The sequence below is a fragment of the Streptomyces sp. NPDC052773 genome (assembly GCF_044547145.1).
Lineage (GTDB): Bacteria > Actinomycetota > Actinomycetes > Streptomycetales > Streptomycetaceae > Streptomyces.
In genome coordinates, this window is the sequence record NZ_JBITZX010000010.1 from 65,940 (window position 1) to 83,335 (window position 17,396).

Here is a 17,396-nt window from a genome sequence, read left to right on the forward strand (position 1 = left end):
GGCGGCACGGACGGGCGGCGCCGTCCAGGGTGCGCCCGTCGAGGGAGCAGCTCACCGTGGCGGAGGCGGGCAGGGCGCGGGGGCGACGGGTCGGGGGTCGATGCCGCGGGCGCGGTCGGCGGCGAGGCGTCCGGCGCGTCCTCCGAGGAGGCGCCGGACGGTGGCGGGCGGGACGGCGGCGAGCAGGCCGGCGCTGTGGATGCCGTAGTCGCGCAGTACGGCGGCCTGGCGGGGGCCGATGCCGTGGAGGGCGCCGACCGGGAGCCGGGCGAGCCGATCGGCGGCCTGGTCGCGGGTCATGGTGAGGACGCCGCCGGGCGGGGGGATCTGGGCGGAGGCGGTGGCGGCGGCGACGGTGATGGACGAGCCGATCCCGACCCGAACGTCGGTGCCGTGGCGGGAGAGCGTGCGGATCCGCAGGACCTCACCAAGCCGGTGCGCGGTGGCGCCGTGGTAGCGCAGGGCGCCGGTCAGGGCCACCAGCGCCGCGGTGGGCGGGAGGGCCTGCGCCACGGCGGACAGGCCTGCCGGCTCCTCCAGGACCGGGCGGTAGGCCTCCTCCGGCAGGCGGTCCGCCCGATCTGGAGCGCCTGCTCACCGTGCAGGTGTGGCACGCCATATGGCTCGAGCTCTTCGACCGGAAGATCGCGGCAGTCCGGCAGCGGCAGGCCGAGGAAGAACGGGGCCGCCGGCGGCGGCCCGCACCACCGGACTGGGTCGCCACCTCCGGCATCGGCGCCGGCGAGAGCCCGCCGAGATCCACGCGGGCGGCTGCCACATGACCGGCCCCCGCTTGCGCGCCGACAGCCGGGACGAAGCCCGCCGCCTCCTCAGCTCCGGCGTGCGCGCGTGCGGCCACTGCCAGCCCGACGTCCAGCTGCACATCCTCGACTTAACCGTGACATGGGCTGCGTGAGCAGAACCCGCGACGGTCCCGGCCGGCGAGGGCGTCGGCCGGGGCCGTGACGTGTGCGTGGCTGCGAAGGGCGGTCGGCTACGCAGCGAAAAGAGCAAATACTTGGCTAGCCACATGTTTGCTGTTACGGTGATTATGTGGCCAGCCACCTAATGGGTGGGGGCACGAGAGGAGACGTCATGAAAGCCATCCTGTTCGACCGTTTCGGAGGCACGGAAGTGCTGCACGAGGCGGACATCGAGGTCCCGCAGCCCGGCCCCGGGCAGATCCGCGTCCGCGTCAAGGCGGCCGGGCTGAATGCTCTGGACGGCAAGATCCGCTCCGGGGCACTGGAGGCCGTGTTCCCCACGTCGCTGCCCTCCGTCCCCGGTCACGAGCTCGCCGGCGTGGTGGACGCCTTGGGTGAGGGCGTGCGGGACGTTCAGGTGGGCGATGAGGTGCTGGGCTGGTCGGACACCGGCTCGTACGCCGAGTACGCGCTGGCCACCGTCGTGGCCCCCAAGCCCGCCGGCCTCGACTGGCAGCATGCGGTCGCGCTGCCGGTGGCGGGCGAGACGGCCGAGCGGGTCCTGAACCTGCTGGGCGTCACCGCCGGGGAGACCGTGCTGATGCACGGCGCGGCCGGAGCGGTCGGAACTCTGGCGGTCCAAATCGCCACGGCCCGCGGAGCGCGCGTCATCGGCACCGCCGGCCCCGCCAACCAGGACTACCTCGCCTCGCTCGGCGCCACCGCGACCCTCTACGGCAAGGGCCTGGTCGAGCGGGTCCGGGCGCTCGCCCCCGACGGCGTGGACGCGGTGTTCGACCTGGCCGGGAAGGGAGCGCTGGAGGACTCCATCACTCTGCGCGGCGGCACCGAGCGCATCGTCACCATCGCCGACTTCCGCGCGCACCAGCTCGGCATCACTTTCGCCAACGGTCCCCAGGAACGCTCGGCCGCCCGCCTGGCCGCCCTGGCGCAGGACGCCGCGACCGGCAAGGTCGTCACCACCGTCACCGCCTACCCGCTCGACCAGGCCGCCACGGCCCAGCAGGTCAGCGACGCCGGGCATGTCCGGGGCAAGCTCGTCCTCACCCTCGACTGATCACGCCCGCCGCTGCACCCACCACACCCGCCGCTTGTCCCAATGACCTCCTGTTCATCACCGCACCGAAGGACCATCCATGCTGAACGCCCTGTGGACACCGACCACCGTCGGTGCCCTCTCCCTCCCGCACCGCCTGGTCATGGCCCCCATGACCCGTGACCGCTCCACCCCTGAAGGCGTACCGACCGAGCTGAACGCCGAGTACTACGCCCAGCGGGCCTCGCACGCGCTCATCATCACCGAGGGCACCCAGCCGAACGCCGACGGCCAGGGCTATCTCCTCACTCCCGGCATCCACAATGACGAGCAGATCGCCGGTTGGCGCAAGGTCACCGACGCCGTGCACGCGGCCGACGGCCGGATCGTCATTCAGCTGATGCACACCGGACGCATCGCTCACCCTGACAACACCGCCCACGGGCGCCAGCCGGTCGCCCCCTCGGCGATCCGGCCGCAGGGCACGATGTTCACCGCGTCCGGGCCCCAGGAGATGCCGACACCCCGTGCTCTGTCGACGCAGGAGGTCGGGGCGACCGTCGACGACTTTCGCCGCGCCGCAGCGGCTGCCGTCGCAGCAGGCGCCGACGGCGTGGAGATCCACGGCGCCAACGGCTACCTGGTGCACCAGTTCCTGTCCGACAACACCAACCAGCGCACCGACCGCTACGGCGGTTCCCTCGAGGGCCGCATCCGCTTCGCCGTCGAGGTCGCCGCTGCCGTGGCCGACGAGATCGGTGCCGAGCGCACCGGCCTGCGCATCTCCCCCGGCAATCCGTACAACGACATGGCCGAGTCCGACACCGCCGAGCTGTATCCGGCGCTCCTGCGCGCCCTCAGCCCGCTCGGTCTGGCCTACCTCCACGTGATGCACGCGGGCGACGAGGAATTGCTGGGCACCCTGCGTGAGCTGTGGCCGACCACGCTGATCCTCAACCGGGCCGGCACCGACCTGCCTACCCGTGCCAAGGACATCGACCACGGCACGGCCGACCTTGTCTCCGTCGGCGCCCTCGCGCTCGCCAACCCGGACCTGGTCGAGCGGCTACGCTCTGACGCGCCGCTGAACACCCCCGACCCGGCGACCTTCTACGGGGGCGGAGTGGCCGGCTACACCGACTACCCCACCTACACCGTCTGAGGAACCGCATGTCCGTCCCGACACCCCGCATCCCCAGCACGGCCAGCGAGGGGCCGATGAGCTACGCGATCTTTCAGCTCGCCCGTGCTCATCGGGCCCGCGCCGCCGCCATGCTCCGCAAGATGGACCTGCACCCCGGCCAGGAACTGCTGCTGATGCAACTGCTGGACCGGGACGGCCAGACCCAGTCCGAGCTGCTCGACAGCGTCGGCTTGGACCACTCCACGGTCTCCAAGTCCCTGCGCCGCATGCAGGAAGCCGGCCTGCTCGTCCGCGAACCGGCCGAACACGACCGGCGTGTCATGGTCGTCCACCTCACCGACAAGGGCCGTGCCATGCGTGAGTCCCTGGCAGCGATGTGGCGGGCCCTGGAGGAGACCTCCGCGCGGAACCTGTCGGCACAGCAGGCGGAATCCTTCGTCCGCATCGCCTACGCCATCGCTGACGCGATCAGCAGCAGCGCTCTTCCGCAGGAGGAGTCGGAGTAACTCCCCTAGGCTTGCACCCCGGTTCCGGCCTGAAGTACGGATCAAAAGACCGAGTTCACCAAGGCAGTGGGGAAGGACGACGTTTCGCCGTCCCTGATGGACATCAGGATGCGCCTCACCAAGTTTTCAGAGGCCACCGATGCCTACTGGGCCGTGCCGAGGAACGCTGAGGAACGTCGCGAGTGGATCGCGGCGAACAAGGACATCATCGCCGCGGCCGCACAACGATCCGGCCTGCCGCCCGACATGGTCGCCGGCATCGCCTGGCAGGAGGTGGGCGGGCAAAGGGGCTGTATGGACGACGGTGTCGACACCATCCGCGGACTCGCCCGGGACGGCTGGCTGTCCGACGCCCCGGAGAGCCTCCCCCGGGCGGCTCGGTGGCTCGCCAGACGAGACGTCCTTCGGTCCCATCGCCATCCAGGTGAGAAGGGCGGCCGAGGTCCTCGGATACGATCCGGCGAACCTGACAGAGGTGCAGCGGGAAGGAGTGCCCTGAAGTGACCGGCCTGCTGCGAGGACCATGGGCAGTGATCCTCATCCTCGCAAACCTGCTCAACACCTACGTTGCCTATGGTGCACTGGTGACTCAGCCACAAGGAGCCTGGGACGAACAGGCGCTGACAGGTATCGAGTTCGCGTCAGCGCTGCTGATCGTGCTGGGCGCCATCACCTTCCTGCTCGCCCTGGTCCCCGTGCAGCGGCGTACCCTCAGCCGCTGGTGGCTGGCGCCGTCACTGATCTTTCTGACCGTCGGCGCAGCACGCTGGGCGTACATCGTCCATACCTACCCGCAGGGACCCGGCGGCTGAAGTGTGCAGCGGCCCCGCTTCCGGCAAGGCGGTGAACTGCGCGTCTTCGCCGGCGCGGGGGTTGCTCCCCCTTCGGGCCCAGAGTCATGGGCAGGCGCTGGTCGTCCCCGCGCATAATGGGGATAGCTCGGGCCGGCGGGAGGAGCCGGAGACCGGGCCGTCGTCCCCGTGCCTGCGGGGGTTACTCGCCCAAACCGCTGGACGGCGTCGGCGACGTCACGTTGGCGCCAACTTCGAGTCGTCCCCTGATGACGCCGCGTGACGACGGCACGCGCGGAGGCCCCGACCGACGGCAACCGGCTGAGCGTGCCCCGGTGCCCGGCCGCGGCCTCGCCGCCCATCCCGCCGCGCAACAGCAGGCGCCCTTGTCGCAACCGGGGCGGCTGGCGAGCACGGGTGTTCACGCCGCCCGCGTTGCTCCCCATGTGCGAACCATCTGCCGCAGTTCGGTGCGGGCCGTCGGCGCCGAGCGGGTGGACTCCCCGTACGGGTGCCAGCACAGCCGCACCGACAGGCGCAGCATGCGGCGGCGCAGGGCGGTGGTGTCACGGCGGTGAGGGCTTTGTAGGTGGCGTTGAAGGCGGCTTGTGTCTGCACCAGGCCGTCGGGGAAATCAGTCGCATCCATAGTCGACGTCGCGCTCTACACCACCGCCTGCGTCGACGGAGTGGTTGCCGCGCATTTGGAGGTCGACTGGGAGCAGCTGCACGCGGTGGCGGTGGAGAAAGGCCGGCGCTCCCCACTCGCCGCGCTGGCGAAGCAGGCGGCCCGGCCTGACCGGCGCGGCGTGGTCAACGAGGGCCCTCCCCCCGCGGCTGTGAACGTGGGGGAGCATCGTCGTCTGCGGCAGCTCTGCCGCAGCGGCCGGGCGGTTCGGGGTAGCGCCGGCGGCGCCGGTCCGGGTCGTCGACGCCGATGTCCTACCAGGGCTCGCCGCGCTGCAGCCTGGGCAGGGTGTTCACTCGGGCCGCGACGGTGGTGATGCCCTTCATGTCGTCGGCGAGCGTCTTGAGGCGGTTGTCGAGCAGGTTCTCGTCCTTGCCCGCCAGGGCGATGTGCACTGCCGGGAAGGTCTGGGAGGGGTGTAGCGGTGGCTCTGCCAGATGGGGAACGTGCCGCCGATCGTGCCGCGGGCTCCTTCCCAGACACGGTGTCCGGCGTAGCGCTCGAGTCCCGGACCTCACGTGCGAGGCGGGCCTTGGACATGGTGCCGTTGTCGAGTTCGAAGAGGCGTACCTTCGCTGGTGTTGGTGGGCAGCGCGAGAACGGCGTCGGTCGGAGCTGAGGCCGGTCTCCTTGATGGTGTGGGGGCTCCAGCTGCCAATCGGTTGGGCGGCTGTCCGGCGGGCGTGGACCGACATCGCCGGCTCCGGCTGACGGAAGGAAATGGAACAGGACATCATGGAATGGGTGACTGACCTCGTCTCCCTGACCGGCCGGCAGGCAGAGCGGCAGGAGATGGAGTGGAGCGGTACCGAGCGTGAGTTCGGTACACCGCTTCCCGCAGACTTCAAGGAGATCTGCGAAGTGTTCGGCCGTGGCAGTTTCTGCGGGTATCTGGAACTGCTGCTGCCGGTGGATGCCACCGATCCGTACAGTCTGGTGGGGAGATGGAACGCGCTGAAGAGGCGGTGGGACCGGCCGCAGGTACGTTCTCTCTTCGAGCCCTATGCGGTGTTCGAGGCCAGTGGCCTCATCCTCTGGGGCGAGTCGGTGACCGAAGCCTCGTACTACTGGCTGGCCGACGCGTCGAAGGACTCGGAGGAATGGCCTGTCGTCGCGCGGACCGATCCGCTCGAAGAATGGCACCGGTTCGACATGGCCACCTCGGAATTCATCTGCCGAGTGCTCACCGATGGTGAATTCCGCCCGTTCTCCATTGCGAGGAACGTCGCGCGTCCCTTCTTCGAGAGCCACCCCTGACGAGACAGGAGAGGCGACCGGGCCCCTGCCGTCCATCTCAGGGGCCGGTCACCCAACGGATCCCCGTGTTCCTGTCCACCGCCGCGCGAGCGTGGTCCCCAGACGTCCGCGGGCCGGGCGACGAGGCGGGCTGACAGCAGGAGGCGTCCCGGCTGCTGGGGTGGGCGGCCGCGGTTCGGCGGCGGGGCGGGCGTGTGGGGCGGGGTGTGCTCGGCGCCGGCCCGGGCCGGACTGCTGTGCTCGGCTCGACCGGCCCGACGTATCGGTAACTCCGTGCAGGAATCGCCCGGTACCCCGCCGCGGACCCCGTCAGCTGGGGAAGGAGAAGTAGAGCGCCTCGCTGTAGAAGGACGCGAAGTGCCTCTGCCAGTCGGCTCTGACCGAGGCCAGCCAGTCGTCGTTCTGGCCGGCGATCGCCGCCTCGGCCTTGGCGACGGCGTCGGGGATGTCCTCGGACGCCAGACGCCGCACGCTCGCTGCCGGATCCTCGCCCGTCATCGAGACGATCTCCCCGGTCTCGAGGACGAAGTACTTCGCCTGCTGCTTCTCGAGGTGGGCCGTGGTCCTGGCAACGCATTCGGCGAACTCGGCGTCGCCCTCCAGGCCCTTGCCGACCGCGCGCAGCAGGTCGCGCAGCAGGGCCGCCCCGTCGGCGTAGTCCGCGGCGATGCCGATCGGAGGGTTCCAGATCATGGACGGGACGATCGTCGTTCCGCGCCCCACCATGAGCTTGTGCGCGAGTGGGATGTCCCAGTTGTGTTCCGATATGCATCGGATCGGCTTGGGGATCTCTGCCTCGTTCGGCATGGAGTCTGCGGAGTAGAGATACGAACGGTTTGCCATGGTGGCGACGCTAGCACCGGGGACCGACAACGCCGGGCGCCGTCGGACTCCTCCCGCGCGGTCAGAACCCGCCGGAAAGCCTCGGCCTGGGCGGCATGGGCGCCCCAGCTCCGGCAGGCGAGCAGGGCGCGGCAGCGCCGGCACACCGCCGGCGGGACGAAGATCGGGAAGACAATTCGGGATCCTTGCCGAGGCACGCAGCCTGGTCGCGCCAGCCGGGCACTGCGTGCCGTTGGTCGTCTCCCCTCACACGCCCTGCTGGTTCCTGCGGGCCCGCGTACCCGCGGCGACGTCGCGCGCGTGTCTGCGCCGCGTACCCGGCAGAGGTATCGGCAGCCTAGGCACCGGCTGAGGGTTTATCAGCCAGGCCGTCCTGGCTGACTGCCCCGAACCGGACGCCCTGACCGGTCACGTCCGCTCCATTGCCCAGCTGCTCACCGAGCGCCAGGGCGAACGACTCCCGCGGCGGCGACTCGAAGGCGCTCCTGGCCGTTCTCCGCCCCGACGCGGTCGCGCGTTCCGACGGCGGCACGCTCGTGCCGAGTATCTGCGGCGCGGCGCGGCGCGGACGACGTGGCGTCGCAAGCGATCGGCTTCGCCCGCTTCGCGGCGAACGCGCGTGTGGCACTGGTCAACGGCACGCCCGGCGTTGTCTCGTCCGCCGGAGACCGACCTGCATCGGTCTTGTCGATCAACGTCCGGGACAGCCATCACCGGGCCCGACATCCTCACCGATCCCGACCACCCGACCACCCGACCACGCCCGACCACCCTCGACCACCCACAGATTGCGGCCGCTTCGAGGCGGACGCTGTCCACGAGGACCAGACCGACGACACACTCGGCCGAGCCGCTTCCCGTCCCATACGACGGCCGCCCCGGACCAGATCCACTTTCGTGCGGACCTCAGGCAGCTGCCGGCCGCTCGCGCAGCAGCAGGCACGCGGTCACGGCGACCGCCGCCGCGGTCAGCCCGTGGACGCCGAAAGCGGTCGCTGCCGGGCCTCCTTCGGTCAGCACGATCACCATGTCGCCGGCCGGGACGACGGCCATGGCCGCCATCGCCAGCCCGAGCGCCTTGCGCTGACCGGCCAGCAGCAGCGCGAGTATCACCAGTCCGTAGCCGATGTCGCGCATGCCCTTGACCGTCAGGAACCCCTCCCCTTGGCCCTTTGGCCAGGTCGGCAGCCCGAACCCTTCGGCCGACGTCTGCGGTGCGAGGAGGAAGAGGGCGCCGATGTAGAGGAGGAACAGGCCGCCGAGGAGGGCGAGGACGGTGGCGAGGCGCTTCATGGTCATGACGGGTCTCCTGAGGGTGTCGTATGGGAAGGCAGAACGGAGCGGGATCGGCGGCGGGCATCGCCATGGCCTGCGCGAGGCGACGCGACCGCGTCACGGACAGCGGGGAGTGGGCCGAGGCCTGGTCTGTTGCCCCGGACGGCTCGGCGTTGTCCCGACCCGGGCGTCGTGATGGCTGTGGCTGCTGTGGTTGGCAGGTCTCGGCGATGCCGCCGATGTCGGGGCCGAGCCGGGTGCCGGGTGCGCGGCAGGGACCGGCCCCCGGCGTTCGAGGCTTTCGGCGGGCAGGTACCGGTGAGCGCGATCGGCGGCGCCCTGGGCGCCGGGGTGGTCAGGGGCAGATGATGTAGCGGCCGCGGAGGCCGCCCTTGGCGGTGGCCCGGTGGGCGTCGGCGGCCTGGTCCAGGGAGACGCCCGCGTGGACGCGGGCCGGCAGTTCGCCCGCAGCAGCGCGGGTGAGCAGGCCGGCCAGTCGGGTGCGGTCAAAGGCGGTGACCACGGAGGTGACCGAGATTCCGCGCTCGGTAGCGGGTTCGAGGCCGGGCCGCAGGCCGACGAACGCGCCGTCGTCGCGGACCAGCTTCAGGGCCTGGTCATTGAGTTGCGCGGGATCGACGACCGCGTCCCATCCCGGCGCGGCGTGCGTGGTGAAGTCGGCCCCGAGGCCGCGAACGAACTCCTCGTCGCCGGCGCGGGCGAGCCCGGTCACCTGCCAGCCGCGTTCCCGGGCGAGGACGGTGACGTTCGCCCCGACCGCCCCGGCGGCGCCGGTCACCAGCAGCCGGCCGGCCCCCGCCGGCGCATCGCCGAGCAGGTCCACGGCCTGCGCAGCGGCCAGCCCGTTGAGGGGGACCGTGGCCGCGGCCGGCAGGTCCAGCCCGTCAGGCACCGGGGCGACATCGGCCGCCGCGACCACGATCTGCTCGGCGTAGGTTCCGTAGTCCCGGTCGAAGCCGGCCACCATGCCGGCCACCCGGGTGCCGACGGCCAGCTCGACGCCCGGCCCCGCCGCGTCCACGACGCCGGCGAACTCCCAGCCCAGGCCGGTGTGTTCGGGCTGCTGGACCAGCCCGATCGCGTGGAAGAATCCCGCTGCGACGCCGAGGTCGGTGGGGTTGACCGTCGCCGCGGCGATGGCGACCCGGATCTGGCCGGGGCCGGGCTCGGCGACGGGCACCTCCATGATCTCGATCGAGTCGGGCCCGTTCGGGACGCGGACGACGGCGGCGCGGAATGTGGCAGCACTCATGGCTTTTGTTCCCTTGCGGTGAGGTGATCGCTTCCGAACTCCATGCTGGTTTCGTTAACCTCCCGTTAGAAGAAGGCACTTGGAAGTGCGTAAGCCCCCTGGGGTACCGAAGGAGCGATCGATGTCGACGCGGACGGCGGCCCAGCAGCGGGCCGAGGAGAAGACGAGCTACAACGCGTTCATGGCGGGCTGCCCCAGCCGCCAGCTGCTCGAACGGATCTCCAACAAGTGGGTCGCGTTGATCCTCGCGGCGCTCGGCAGCGACGGCCCGCACCGTCCAGGGGTCGACCACGAAGACGGGCCCCGGCCGATGCGTTATTCCGAACTGTCCCGTCGGCTCGCGGGTGCCAGCCAGAAGATGCTGACCCAGACCCTGCGCTCCCTCGAAGGCGACGGCCTGGTGACCCGGACCGTCACGCCCACCGTGCCCGTCACCGTCACTTACGAGCTCACCGAACTCGGTCTGTCCCTGAACCGTGTCATGGTCGGCCTCAAGGACTGGGCCGAAACACACATGAGCGAAGTACTCGCCCACCGCGAGGAACACCACCGCGTGGCAGCCGAACACTGAACCCGCCTCGATGCGGGTGCGGACGTCCGACCGGCGGCCGGCCCCCCACACCGCGACCACCGGGCGAACCCGCGGGACGAGGAGGTCCGCGCCGCGATCGGCGACGTCCTCGTGCTTCCTCCAGGGAGTCGGGTCAGTCGCGGCCGGCGGGGCAGGGCGGACGGTAGTCAAGGTCGGGGAAGTGGCGGGACCACTGGGCACGGCTGAGAGGGGCCCGGACGTGCCGGCAGGCGTGAGCGAGCGCCCAGGACGGGTCAGTGTTCCAGATCTCGATCGTGCGGTCATGGCTCAGCGTGACGATCGCGCCGGGCGCGCCGAGGGAGAACACGGCCGCGATCCCGCCCGACAGACCGGTCAGTGCGGCCTGTCCGGCGGGACGCGTCCGGTCGGCCAGCCCCCAGACCCGGACGGTACCGTCCCGGCCCGACGTGATCGCCGTACCGTTGTCGCGGGCGAACGCCACCGTAGTGACCATGCCGGTGGGGCCGACGAGCTGGGCCAGCGGCCGGGGGCGGCGCGAGCGGTCAGTGCGCAGCGCCGCCGCGCTGCCGACGGCCTTGAGCGCGAGGGCCTGGTTGCGCTGGGCGGTGACGATCTGCTGGGAGCGCACGGCGAGGCCCACGGTGGTGGCGGCACAGGCGAGCAGAGCGACGAGGGCGACGACGAGCGGCAGCCGGCGGACGCGGCGGCGAACCCGCTGTGCCTCCTCCTTCTCCGCGGTCTCACTGGCGTCGAGGAAGGCGCGTTCCCGCGTGGTGAGGGCGTCTCTCGGCAGGTCCTTCACGGCGGCGAGGCGCAGCCTCGGTGGAGGGTGTCGGGGTCGCGTCCAAGGGACTCCCATACGGCGGTGGCCTCGGTGAGGGCGCGGCGCAGGCGCGGCTGGTCGCGGTCCTCGGCCAGCCAGCCGCCGAGGCGGGGCCAGCAGCGGATGAGGGCCTCGTGGGTGAGTTCCACGTGGTCGCGGTCGACGGTCAGCAGGCGTGCCCGGGTGGCCTGTTCCAGGACGAGCACTGTGTAGGCGGCGTCGTCGAGTTCCCGGCGGGCGACACGGCGCTTGGTGTCCTCGGTGCCCTCGCCCAAGGCGACGAGCCGCGTCAGGAGCCGTCGGGTGAGGTGCTGCTGTGTCTCGCTCAGGCCCACGTAGAAGGCCTCCGCCGTCTGGGCGAGGCCGCCTTCGAGACCGCCGGCCGCCTGGAATCCGGCGAGGGTGAGGGCGTTGCCCCGGCGACGGTGCCAGGTCTCCAGCAGCGCGTCCGACAGCAGGGGCAGGTCGCAAAGTCGGACCGTACGGCGAGGGCGACGCGGCAGCGGCTGCCGGGGGTCCGCGCGGCGTGCAGCAGCGCGGCAAACAACCGAAAGCGCGGCCCTCCTCGCCGGCGGACTCGCCCTGGCCGGTATGCCCTCCTCGCACCCCGCGCCGCTGCCGCACCGGCCCAGGCGGAGCAGCGAGCGGCAGCCGTGCTCTGCAGCCGTGCTCTTCGTGGTCAACGACAACGGCGTCAACTTCCGCGGCGGCCCCGGCCGCCCCGAGTACCCGGTCCTCGGGCAGGTCCACAAAGGGCAGCAGTTCAACGCGCACGGCCCAGGAGGGCAACCGGGTGCACGGTGACGTCGGGGGCGGCCGCACCGGCGTCTGGATCCACGCGGCCTGCCTCGACTGCTGATCCGCGTCCTGCCGGACGTGCGGCGGGGGTGCGGCCGTCACCGGGGGCCGCGCCCCCCCCGGTGACGGCCGCGCCCCCGGGCGCACCCCCGGGCGCACCCCCGGGCGCACCCCCGGGCTGCACCACCCGGAGTCTCGGACCGCTCGTCGTGACCGTTACGACGACCCGCTGTGAGTGCGCCCGGCCCGAGTCACGGGTGCCGGGGGCCCGAGGTGTGCTGATCCTGCACCCGGTCGGCACCGCGCGTACCGGCCCGCCGTACCGGCCCGCCGTGGCGGGCGGCGCGTGGGTGCGCGCCGAAGCGCGCACCGCGCGATGAGTTGTCCACGATGCACCGCACTCCCCCACCGGGTGGTGCCCACCGAGTGGCCGCCACTCCCCAGCCGGTGGTGCGCGCATCGCGTACGGGACTGGGCGCCACTTCGCTCCTACGCACAGTGACGGTCGGGGTTCCTGGGACGCGTGCGAGGGTGAGCGGGGTACCCGGAGAAGACATGCCGTCGAACGTCGTGCCGTCGGTCGGCGCGACAGTGGCCGACGAGCCTGGGAAGAGAAATGGCAGGGCTGGAGCAGATGACCCCCCACAGCAGACCGCAGTCCGAAACAGCACCTGCCGCCGCCCTGACCGGGGCGTTGGAAGCCATCGGGACCGGTGCCTACGTGGTGGACCCGGAAGGCCGCATCATCGCCGTCAACTCCCGCGCCGAGGAGTTGCTGGCTCGGCCCACCGAGGAACTCCTCGGCCGTGACGCGCACGATCTGTTGCACCGGGACGCCCACGGCCAGCGCTTGCCGCGGACTCAGTGCTCCATGCGGCAGGCCTTCCACACCGGACGCCCCGCCCAGGGGGAGGCGGACTACTTCGCACGCGGGGACGGCTCCGTGTTGCCCATCTCCTGGCTGATCACCCCGTACGACATCGGCGGCGGCAGTGGGACGCTCGTCGTCTTCCACACCTCTGACCACGCGCAGAAGGCGGGTCGGCAGCCGGGCTCGGCGGCCACGCCGCTGTCGCAGCTCGAGCGGCTGGCGCTGCTGGCCGAGACCACCACGCAGCTCACCTCCACCCTCGATGTCGATGAGGCGCTGCGTCGGCTGGTGACCCTGGTGGTGCCCCGGCTGGCGGACTGGGCCGTCGTCGATCTGATCACCGAGCGCGACGAGGTGTGGCGCGCCCTCGTCGTCCACGCCGATGGGGACACCCTGGTGCAGCTGGAGGACCTTCAGGGCCCGATGCCGCCGATCCCGGAGCAGTCCCCGATGCCACTGTCCAAGGCCCTGCGCGGGGTCGCCTCCGCGGTGGCCGGGCCCGAGACCTATCAGCGGGAGCCGGACTCCGGGATCGCCGTGGAGCAGCGCCGGCTGTTCGACGCGACCGGCATCCACTCCGCGGCCATCGCCCCCATCCGCAGCACCCGGGAAGTCCTCGGAGCCCTCACCCTGGGCCGCGCCGGGCATCCGGGGAAGTTCACGACCGCTGATCTGCCCCTGATCGAGGACATCGCGCGCCGCGCCGGGCTGGCGCTGGACAACGCGCGCCTCTACGAGCGTCAGCGCAAGGTCGCGGAGACCATGCAGAACCACCTGCTGCCCCAGATGCCGCAGGTGCCGGGGTTGCAGATGACGGTCCGCTACCTGCCGGCACCCGACGCCTCACAGGTGGGCGGCGACTGGTACGACGCCTTCTCACTGTCCGACGGCGCCACCGCGCTGGCGGTCGGGGACGTCGTGGGCCACGATCTGGAGGCCGCGGCCGGCATGGCACAGGTGCGGAACATGCTCCGCGCCTACGCCTGGGCTCTGCGCGAACCTCCCAGCCGGATCGTCGACCGGCTCGACGAAGCGGTCATGCACATCACCGAGGTCGCCATGGCCACCATGATCCTCGCCCGTATCGAGGAGACGGACCACGGCCACTGGATGCTGTCCTGGACCAACGCCGGCCACCCACCACCCCTGCTGATCAGCCACGACGGCCTGGCCCGCTATCTCACCGACGGTCACGGCCTCCTCCTGGGTACCGGATCCGGCAGAGGGCGCACCGACGCGAGCGTCCTGCTGCCGCCCGGGTCCACTCTCGTGCTGTACACCGACGGACTGATCGAAGAACCCGGCCACACCCTCGACGAGGGCCTGTCCCGGCTGCGCCGGCACGCCGCCGCCCTCGCCCACCGCCCCCTGGCCTCCTTCACGGACCAGCTGCTGCGCAGAGTCCGCCCGGCCGCCAACGACGACGACGTCGCTCTCCTCGCCCTGCGGACACCCGGCCGAACGTGACATGCCGGTCCAGGCTCTCGTCCGCCCGGGCGAAAAGTGGCGGACAGCGCGCCAGGGAGGCGATCCAAGGGAAGAAGGCACGGGAGCGTGCGGCGGTGACCAGCTGCAGGTGGAGCAGTCCGGTGGCCACCAGTGCGGCAGCAGCGGAGCAGGCGGCGAGGTAGCCGGTGGTGGCATCGCCCCAGACGCCGGCCGGCGCGGGGCGAACACCGGCACGTCCAGCACGCCGCGCATCAGCAGGGTGGCCACGACGGCGGCCATGGCCGCCACGACGGATGTGGCGGCCCGGTCGCCCGCAAACGGTCCGCCGCCGCACGCGTCGATGCCGTTGCCCTCTGCACCACCTCGCCGCAGACGTGTCGCTTCGTGTCGCGGATGCGGGCGGTCAGGAACTCTGCGGCGGTGGCCAGGGAGCGTTCCACCCGTACGCCCCGGCAGTTCCTCGTAGGCACAGCACGAGCCGTCGGTGCGCCAGGTGCACGGCAGCAGGACGTGCTCCAGCATGGTGTGCGGAGCCGGCCCCCAGGAAACCGCCTGCGGGATTCGGTCCGTGCGTCGTATCCGTACGCCGATCACCGGCCACGGCTCGCCGGCCGGCGCCGGACCCCGGCCGGGTGCCGGATCTCATCGTGAGCCACCTGTTCCTCCGCGCCTCGGATCGGTCATCGCCGTATCACCGCCGGAATCCCCTTTCGACGTAGAACAGCCGCAGGACCCCGTTCGGTGTCTTCCGCTCCGCCGCCCCCGTTGGACACCGACCAACTGTCGGCGTTTCGGCCAATCCGGCGTCGTCCGTGTGCTCATGCGCGACAAGGGTCCGTGCAGTGCACACCTTCAGCGAACCGCTCAATCCCGGGGTCCACAACCCGACCGAAAGACAGGTGTTCGAAATCCGGGCGGCGTCGTTGGACACGACGACACCACCACGACTTCCCAGAAAAAGGGGGCATGTTGACATCAGCCGGATCACGCAGCGATGAAACCCAGAACGTGAGGAAGAGGGAGGCGACGGACTCGATCTCTGGTGCGGAGCGTGAGCTGTACGGTGGACGGCTGCGCTACGACCTGTCCTACGTCCGGCACGAAGGGCCGCTGACCCGGCTGGGGTTCGGGCACATGGCCGCAGCGCTGCCCCGCATGGTGGGCATGGTGCTGCGCACCGGCTGGCAGACGGACCGGCGGGCGCTCGCCGGGGTCGTGGCGGCCCAGCTCGGGCAGGGTGTGACGGCCGGCTGGGGCCTGGTGGCGGTCAACAGCGTCCTCACGCAACTGTTCGCCGACGGCCCGACCGCGGACAAGCTCCGCGACGCTCTGCCGTCGCTGACCGTCCTCGCGGTCGCGGCGGTGGCGACCGCGCTGCTGTCGGCGTGGTCGACGGCCATGTCGGGCCGGCTGGAACCGCAGGTGGAGCGGGTGGTGTCCGCCCGGTACTACACGGCCGTCACCCACGTCGAGGTGGAGGCGACGGAACGGCCCGAGGTCCAGCGGGTCCTGGAGGCGGGGAAGTTCGGCACGGACTCGGCCAGGAGCATGCTGCGGCTGTCGGTGGGCGTGGGCAGTGTGGTGATCGGCATGGTGGCGGCCGCGATCGTGCTGGCGTCGCTGCACTGGGCGTTGCTGCCGATGCTGCTGGCGATCGCCCTGCCCGAGGGATGGGGAGCGGTCCGCTCCGCTCGCCGTGAGTACCTCTCCCGTCTGAACTGGGTCGACCATCGCAGGGCGATCGCCTCGCTGCTGGCGTACCTGACCCGCCCGCACGCTGCCGGGGAGATCCGCGTGCACGCCGCCGGCACGAAGCTGCTGGCCAGCTACGAGGAGATGTCGAGGCAGACGGAGGCGGAGCAGCGGCGCCTGGCCCGGGCGCAGGCTTCCACGGATCTGGCCGCGGGCGCGTTCGCCGGTGTGGCGTCGCTGGCGTGTTACGGGGTGCTGTGGTGGCTGCTGTCGACCGGTGGGCTGCCGCTCGCCGTGGGCGGGACAGCGGTGATCGCCATCCGTACCTCGACGGCGCGGCTCACGTCGCTGGTGCAGCAGGTCAACCGGCTGTACGAGGAGTTGCTGTTCCTCACCGACACCGAGGACGCGATCAAGGTGGCCGGCGAGAACGTCATCCCGTCCTCCGGCACGCCGCTGCCCTCGCCGGTGCGGGAGGTGCGGACGGACGCGGTGTCCTTCGCGTATCCGGGGGCCGACGGTCCGTCCCTGAAGGGCGTGAGCGTGCGGGTGCGCCGGGGGAAGGTGACGGCGCTGGTGGGTGCGAACGGCTCGGGGAAGACCACGCTCACGAAGGTGCTGGCCGGGCTGCTGCTGCCCTCCGAAGGGAACGTGTGGTGGGTGGGTGAGTCGGGCGAGCGGGTCGAGCTGTGTGAGGCGGACCGTGCCCAGGTCTTCCGCGCCGTGGGGCTGTTGGCGCAGGACTTCCCGCGCTGGGAGATGACGGCTGCCGCGAACGTGGCCATCGGAGCCGGCGACCGCCCCCGGGACATGGACCGCGTCCGTAAGGCCGCCGAGGACGCGGGCGTGCTCGACCTGATCGAGAGCCTGCCGCACGGCTGGGACTCGATCCTGTTCAAGGGCTACGAACGCGGTGTCCAGCTCTCGGGCGGACAGTGGCAGAAGCTGGGGACCGCTCGAACCCGGTACCGGCAGGCGCCGTTCCTACTGGTCGACGAGCCCACCAGCGCCCTCGATCCCCACGCGGAAATCGCCTCGTTCCAGGGCCTGTGGTCACTGGCCGACGAAGGGCACGCGGTCGTCCTCGTCACCCACCGGCTCGCCGCGACCATGCACGCCGACCACATCTACGTCCTCGACCAGGGATGCGTCGTCGAGGACGGCACCCACGATCAGCTCATGGCCCGCGCGGGTGGCCTGTACCAGGGCATGTTCACCGCCCAGGCCGCCCAGTACGGGGTAGCGCCCGCGGCCGAGACGCTTCCCGGCCCCCGTGGCATCAAGCCGTCCGACCACGAGACGGCAGGCTGACCCACCGCGCGGCCTCCGCAGCCCGGCCCGCAGGCCCCTACGTCGAAGGCGAGACGACGCCCATGCCTCCCAGTACCTCTCGATCCGCAAGACCGTCGAGCCGTATCTCGGCCGCCATGCCGACGAGCGGGGACGCCCTGGCC

17 protein-coding genes are annotated in these 17,396 nt (G+C 71.5%); 10 read left to right on the plus strand and 7 right to left on the minus strand.

Annotation, left to right across the window (positions count from 1 at the left end; genetic code table 11):
* Nucleotides 1-51 precede the first annotated feature (51 nt).
* Nucleotides 52-513 (minus strand): hypothetical protein, encoded by a 462-nt coding sequence (locus ACIG0D_RS22410; protein ID WP_399803559.1) that lies wholly within the window; start codon nt 511-513, stop codon nt 52-54.
* A 265-nt stretch (nt 514-778) separates the two neighbouring features.
* On the opposite strand from ACIG0D_RS22410, the gene ACIG0D_RS22415 reads away from it, so the two are divergent.
* The 6 genes from ACIG0D_RS22415 to ACIG0D_RS22440 all read left to right on the plus strand — a co-directional run bounded on the left by ACIG0D_RS22415 (nt 779) and on the right by ACIG0D_RS22440 (nt 4,442).
* A complete protein-coding gene (locus ACIG0D_RS22415; protein WP_399803562.1) occupies nt 779-916 on the plus strand; it encodes a DUF6233 domain-containing protein in 138 nt (45 codons plus the stop codon).
* 179 nt (nt 917-1,095) lie between these two features.
* On the plus strand, nt 1,096-2,001 hold the full coding sequence (locus ACIG0D_RS22420; RefSeq protein WP_399803565.1) for an NADP-dependent oxidoreductase: 906 nt from the start codon (nt 1,096-1,098) through the stop codon (nt 1,999-2,001).
* Between the two features lie 79 nt (nt 2,002-2,080).
* Nucleotides 2,081-3,142 (plus strand): alkene reductase, encoded by a 1,062-nt coding sequence (locus ACIG0D_RS22425; protein ID WP_399803568.1) that lies wholly within the window; start codon nt 2,081-2,083, stop codon nt 3,140-3,142.
* Between the two features lie 8 nt (nt 3,143-3,150).
* Nucleotides 3,151-3,630, plus strand: a complete 480-nt coding sequence (locus ACIG0D_RS22430) for a MarR family winged helix-turn-helix transcriptional regulator (protein ID WP_399803571.1) — start codon at nt 3,151-3,153, stop codon at nt 3,628-3,630.
* 108 nt (nt 3,631-3,738) lie between these two features.
* On the plus strand, nt 3,739-4,134 hold the full coding sequence (locus tag ACIG0D_RS22435; protein WP_399803574.1) for a hypothetical protein: 396 nt from the start codon (nt 3,739-3,741) through the stop codon (nt 4,132-4,134).
* Nucleotides 4,131-4,442, plus strand: coding sequence for a hypothetical protein (locus ACIG0D_RS22440; protein WP_399803577.1), 312 nt, complete (start codon nt 4,131-4,133; stop codon nt 4,440-4,442). The genes ACIG0D_RS22435 and ACIG0D_RS22440 overlap by 4 nt, the downstream gene beginning before the upstream one ends.
* A 920-nt stretch (nt 4,443-5,362) precedes the next feature.
* On the opposite strand, the gene ACIG0D_RS22445 is transcribed toward ACIG0D_RS22440, so the two are convergent.
* A complete protein-coding gene (locus ACIG0D_RS22445; protein WP_399803580.1) occupies nt 5,363-5,503 on the minus strand; it encodes a hypothetical protein in 141 nt (46 codons plus the stop codon).
* A 325-nt stretch (nt 5,504-5,828) separates the two neighbouring features.
* On the opposite strand from ACIG0D_RS22445, the gene ACIG0D_RS22450 reads away from it, so the two are divergent.
* On the plus strand, nt 5,829-6,365 hold the full coding sequence (locus tag ACIG0D_RS22450; protein ID WP_399803583.1) for a hypothetical protein: 537 nt from the start codon (nt 5,829-5,831) through the stop codon (nt 6,363-6,365).
* Nucleotides 6,366-6,674: 309 nt separating this feature from the next.
* Here ACIG0D_RS22450 and ACIG0D_RS22455 read toward each other — a convergent pair whose 3' ends face one another.
* From ACIG0D_RS22455 to ACIG0D_RS22465, 3 genes are all read right to left on the minus strand, one after another.
* Nucleotides 6,675-7,208, minus strand: coding sequence for a hypothetical protein (locus ACIG0D_RS22455; RefSeq protein ID WP_399803586.1), 534 nt, complete (start codon nt 7,206-7,208; stop codon nt 6,675-6,677).
* Between the two features lie 906 nt (nt 7,209-8,114).
* The gene (locus tag ACIG0D_RS22460) at nt 8,115-8,507 is read right to left on the minus strand and encodes a DUF4267 domain-containing protein (RefSeq protein ID WP_399803589.1); all 393 of its coding nucleotides are present in this window, start codon (nt 8,505-8,507) and stop codon (nt 8,115-8,117) included.
* 331 nt (nt 8,508-8,838) lie between these two features.
* Nucleotides 8,839-9,756, minus strand: a complete 918-nt coding sequence (locus ACIG0D_RS22465) for an NADP-dependent oxidoreductase (RefSeq protein ID WP_399803592.1) — start codon at nt 9,754-9,756, stop codon at nt 8,839-8,841.
* Between the two features lie 121 nt (nt 9,757-9,877).
* On the opposite strand from ACIG0D_RS22465, the gene ACIG0D_RS22470 reads away from it, so the two are divergent.
* Nucleotides 9,878-10,327: a winged helix-turn-helix transcriptional regulator gene (locus ACIG0D_RS22470; RefSeq protein WP_399803594.1), complete on the plus strand. Its 450-nt coding sequence runs from the start codon at nt 9,878-9,880 to the stop codon at nt 10,325-10,327.
* Between the two features lie 133 nt (nt 10,328-10,460).
* Here the strand turns inward: ACIG0D_RS22470 and ACIG0D_RS22475 are convergent, their stop codons facing one another.
* Both ACIG0D_RS22475 and ACIG0D_RS22480 read right to left on the minus strand, forming a co-directional pair.
* Nucleotides 10,461-11,111, minus strand: a complete 651-nt coding sequence (locus ACIG0D_RS22475) for a WD40 repeat domain-containing protein (RefSeq protein WP_399803597.1) — start codon at nt 11,109-11,111, stop codon at nt 10,461-10,463.
* Nucleotides 11,108-11,815: a hypothetical protein gene (locus ACIG0D_RS22480; protein WP_399803600.1), complete on the minus strand. Its 708-nt coding sequence runs from the start codon at nt 11,813-11,815 to the stop codon at nt 11,108-11,110. Before ACIG0D_RS22480 ends, ACIG0D_RS22475 begins: the two co-directional genes overlap by 4 nt.
* Nucleotides 11,816-12,546: 731 nt before the next feature.
* Between ACIG0D_RS22480 and ACIG0D_RS22485 the strand changes: the two genes are divergently transcribed.
* Both ACIG0D_RS22485 and ACIG0D_RS22490 read left to right on the plus strand, forming a co-directional pair.
* Nucleotides 12,547-14,268: a SpoIIE family protein phosphatase gene (locus ACIG0D_RS22485; protein ID WP_399803602.1), complete on the plus strand. Its 1,722-nt coding sequence runs from the start codon at nt 12,547-12,549 to the stop codon at nt 14,266-14,268.
* A 948-nt stretch (nt 14,269-15,216) separates the two neighbouring features.
* A complete protein-coding gene (locus tag ACIG0D_RS22490) occupies nt 15,217-17,253 on the plus strand; it encodes an ATP-binding cassette domain-containing protein (protein WP_399803605.1) in 2,037 nt (678 codons plus the stop codon).
* Nucleotides 17,254-17,396 lie beyond the last annotated feature (143 nt).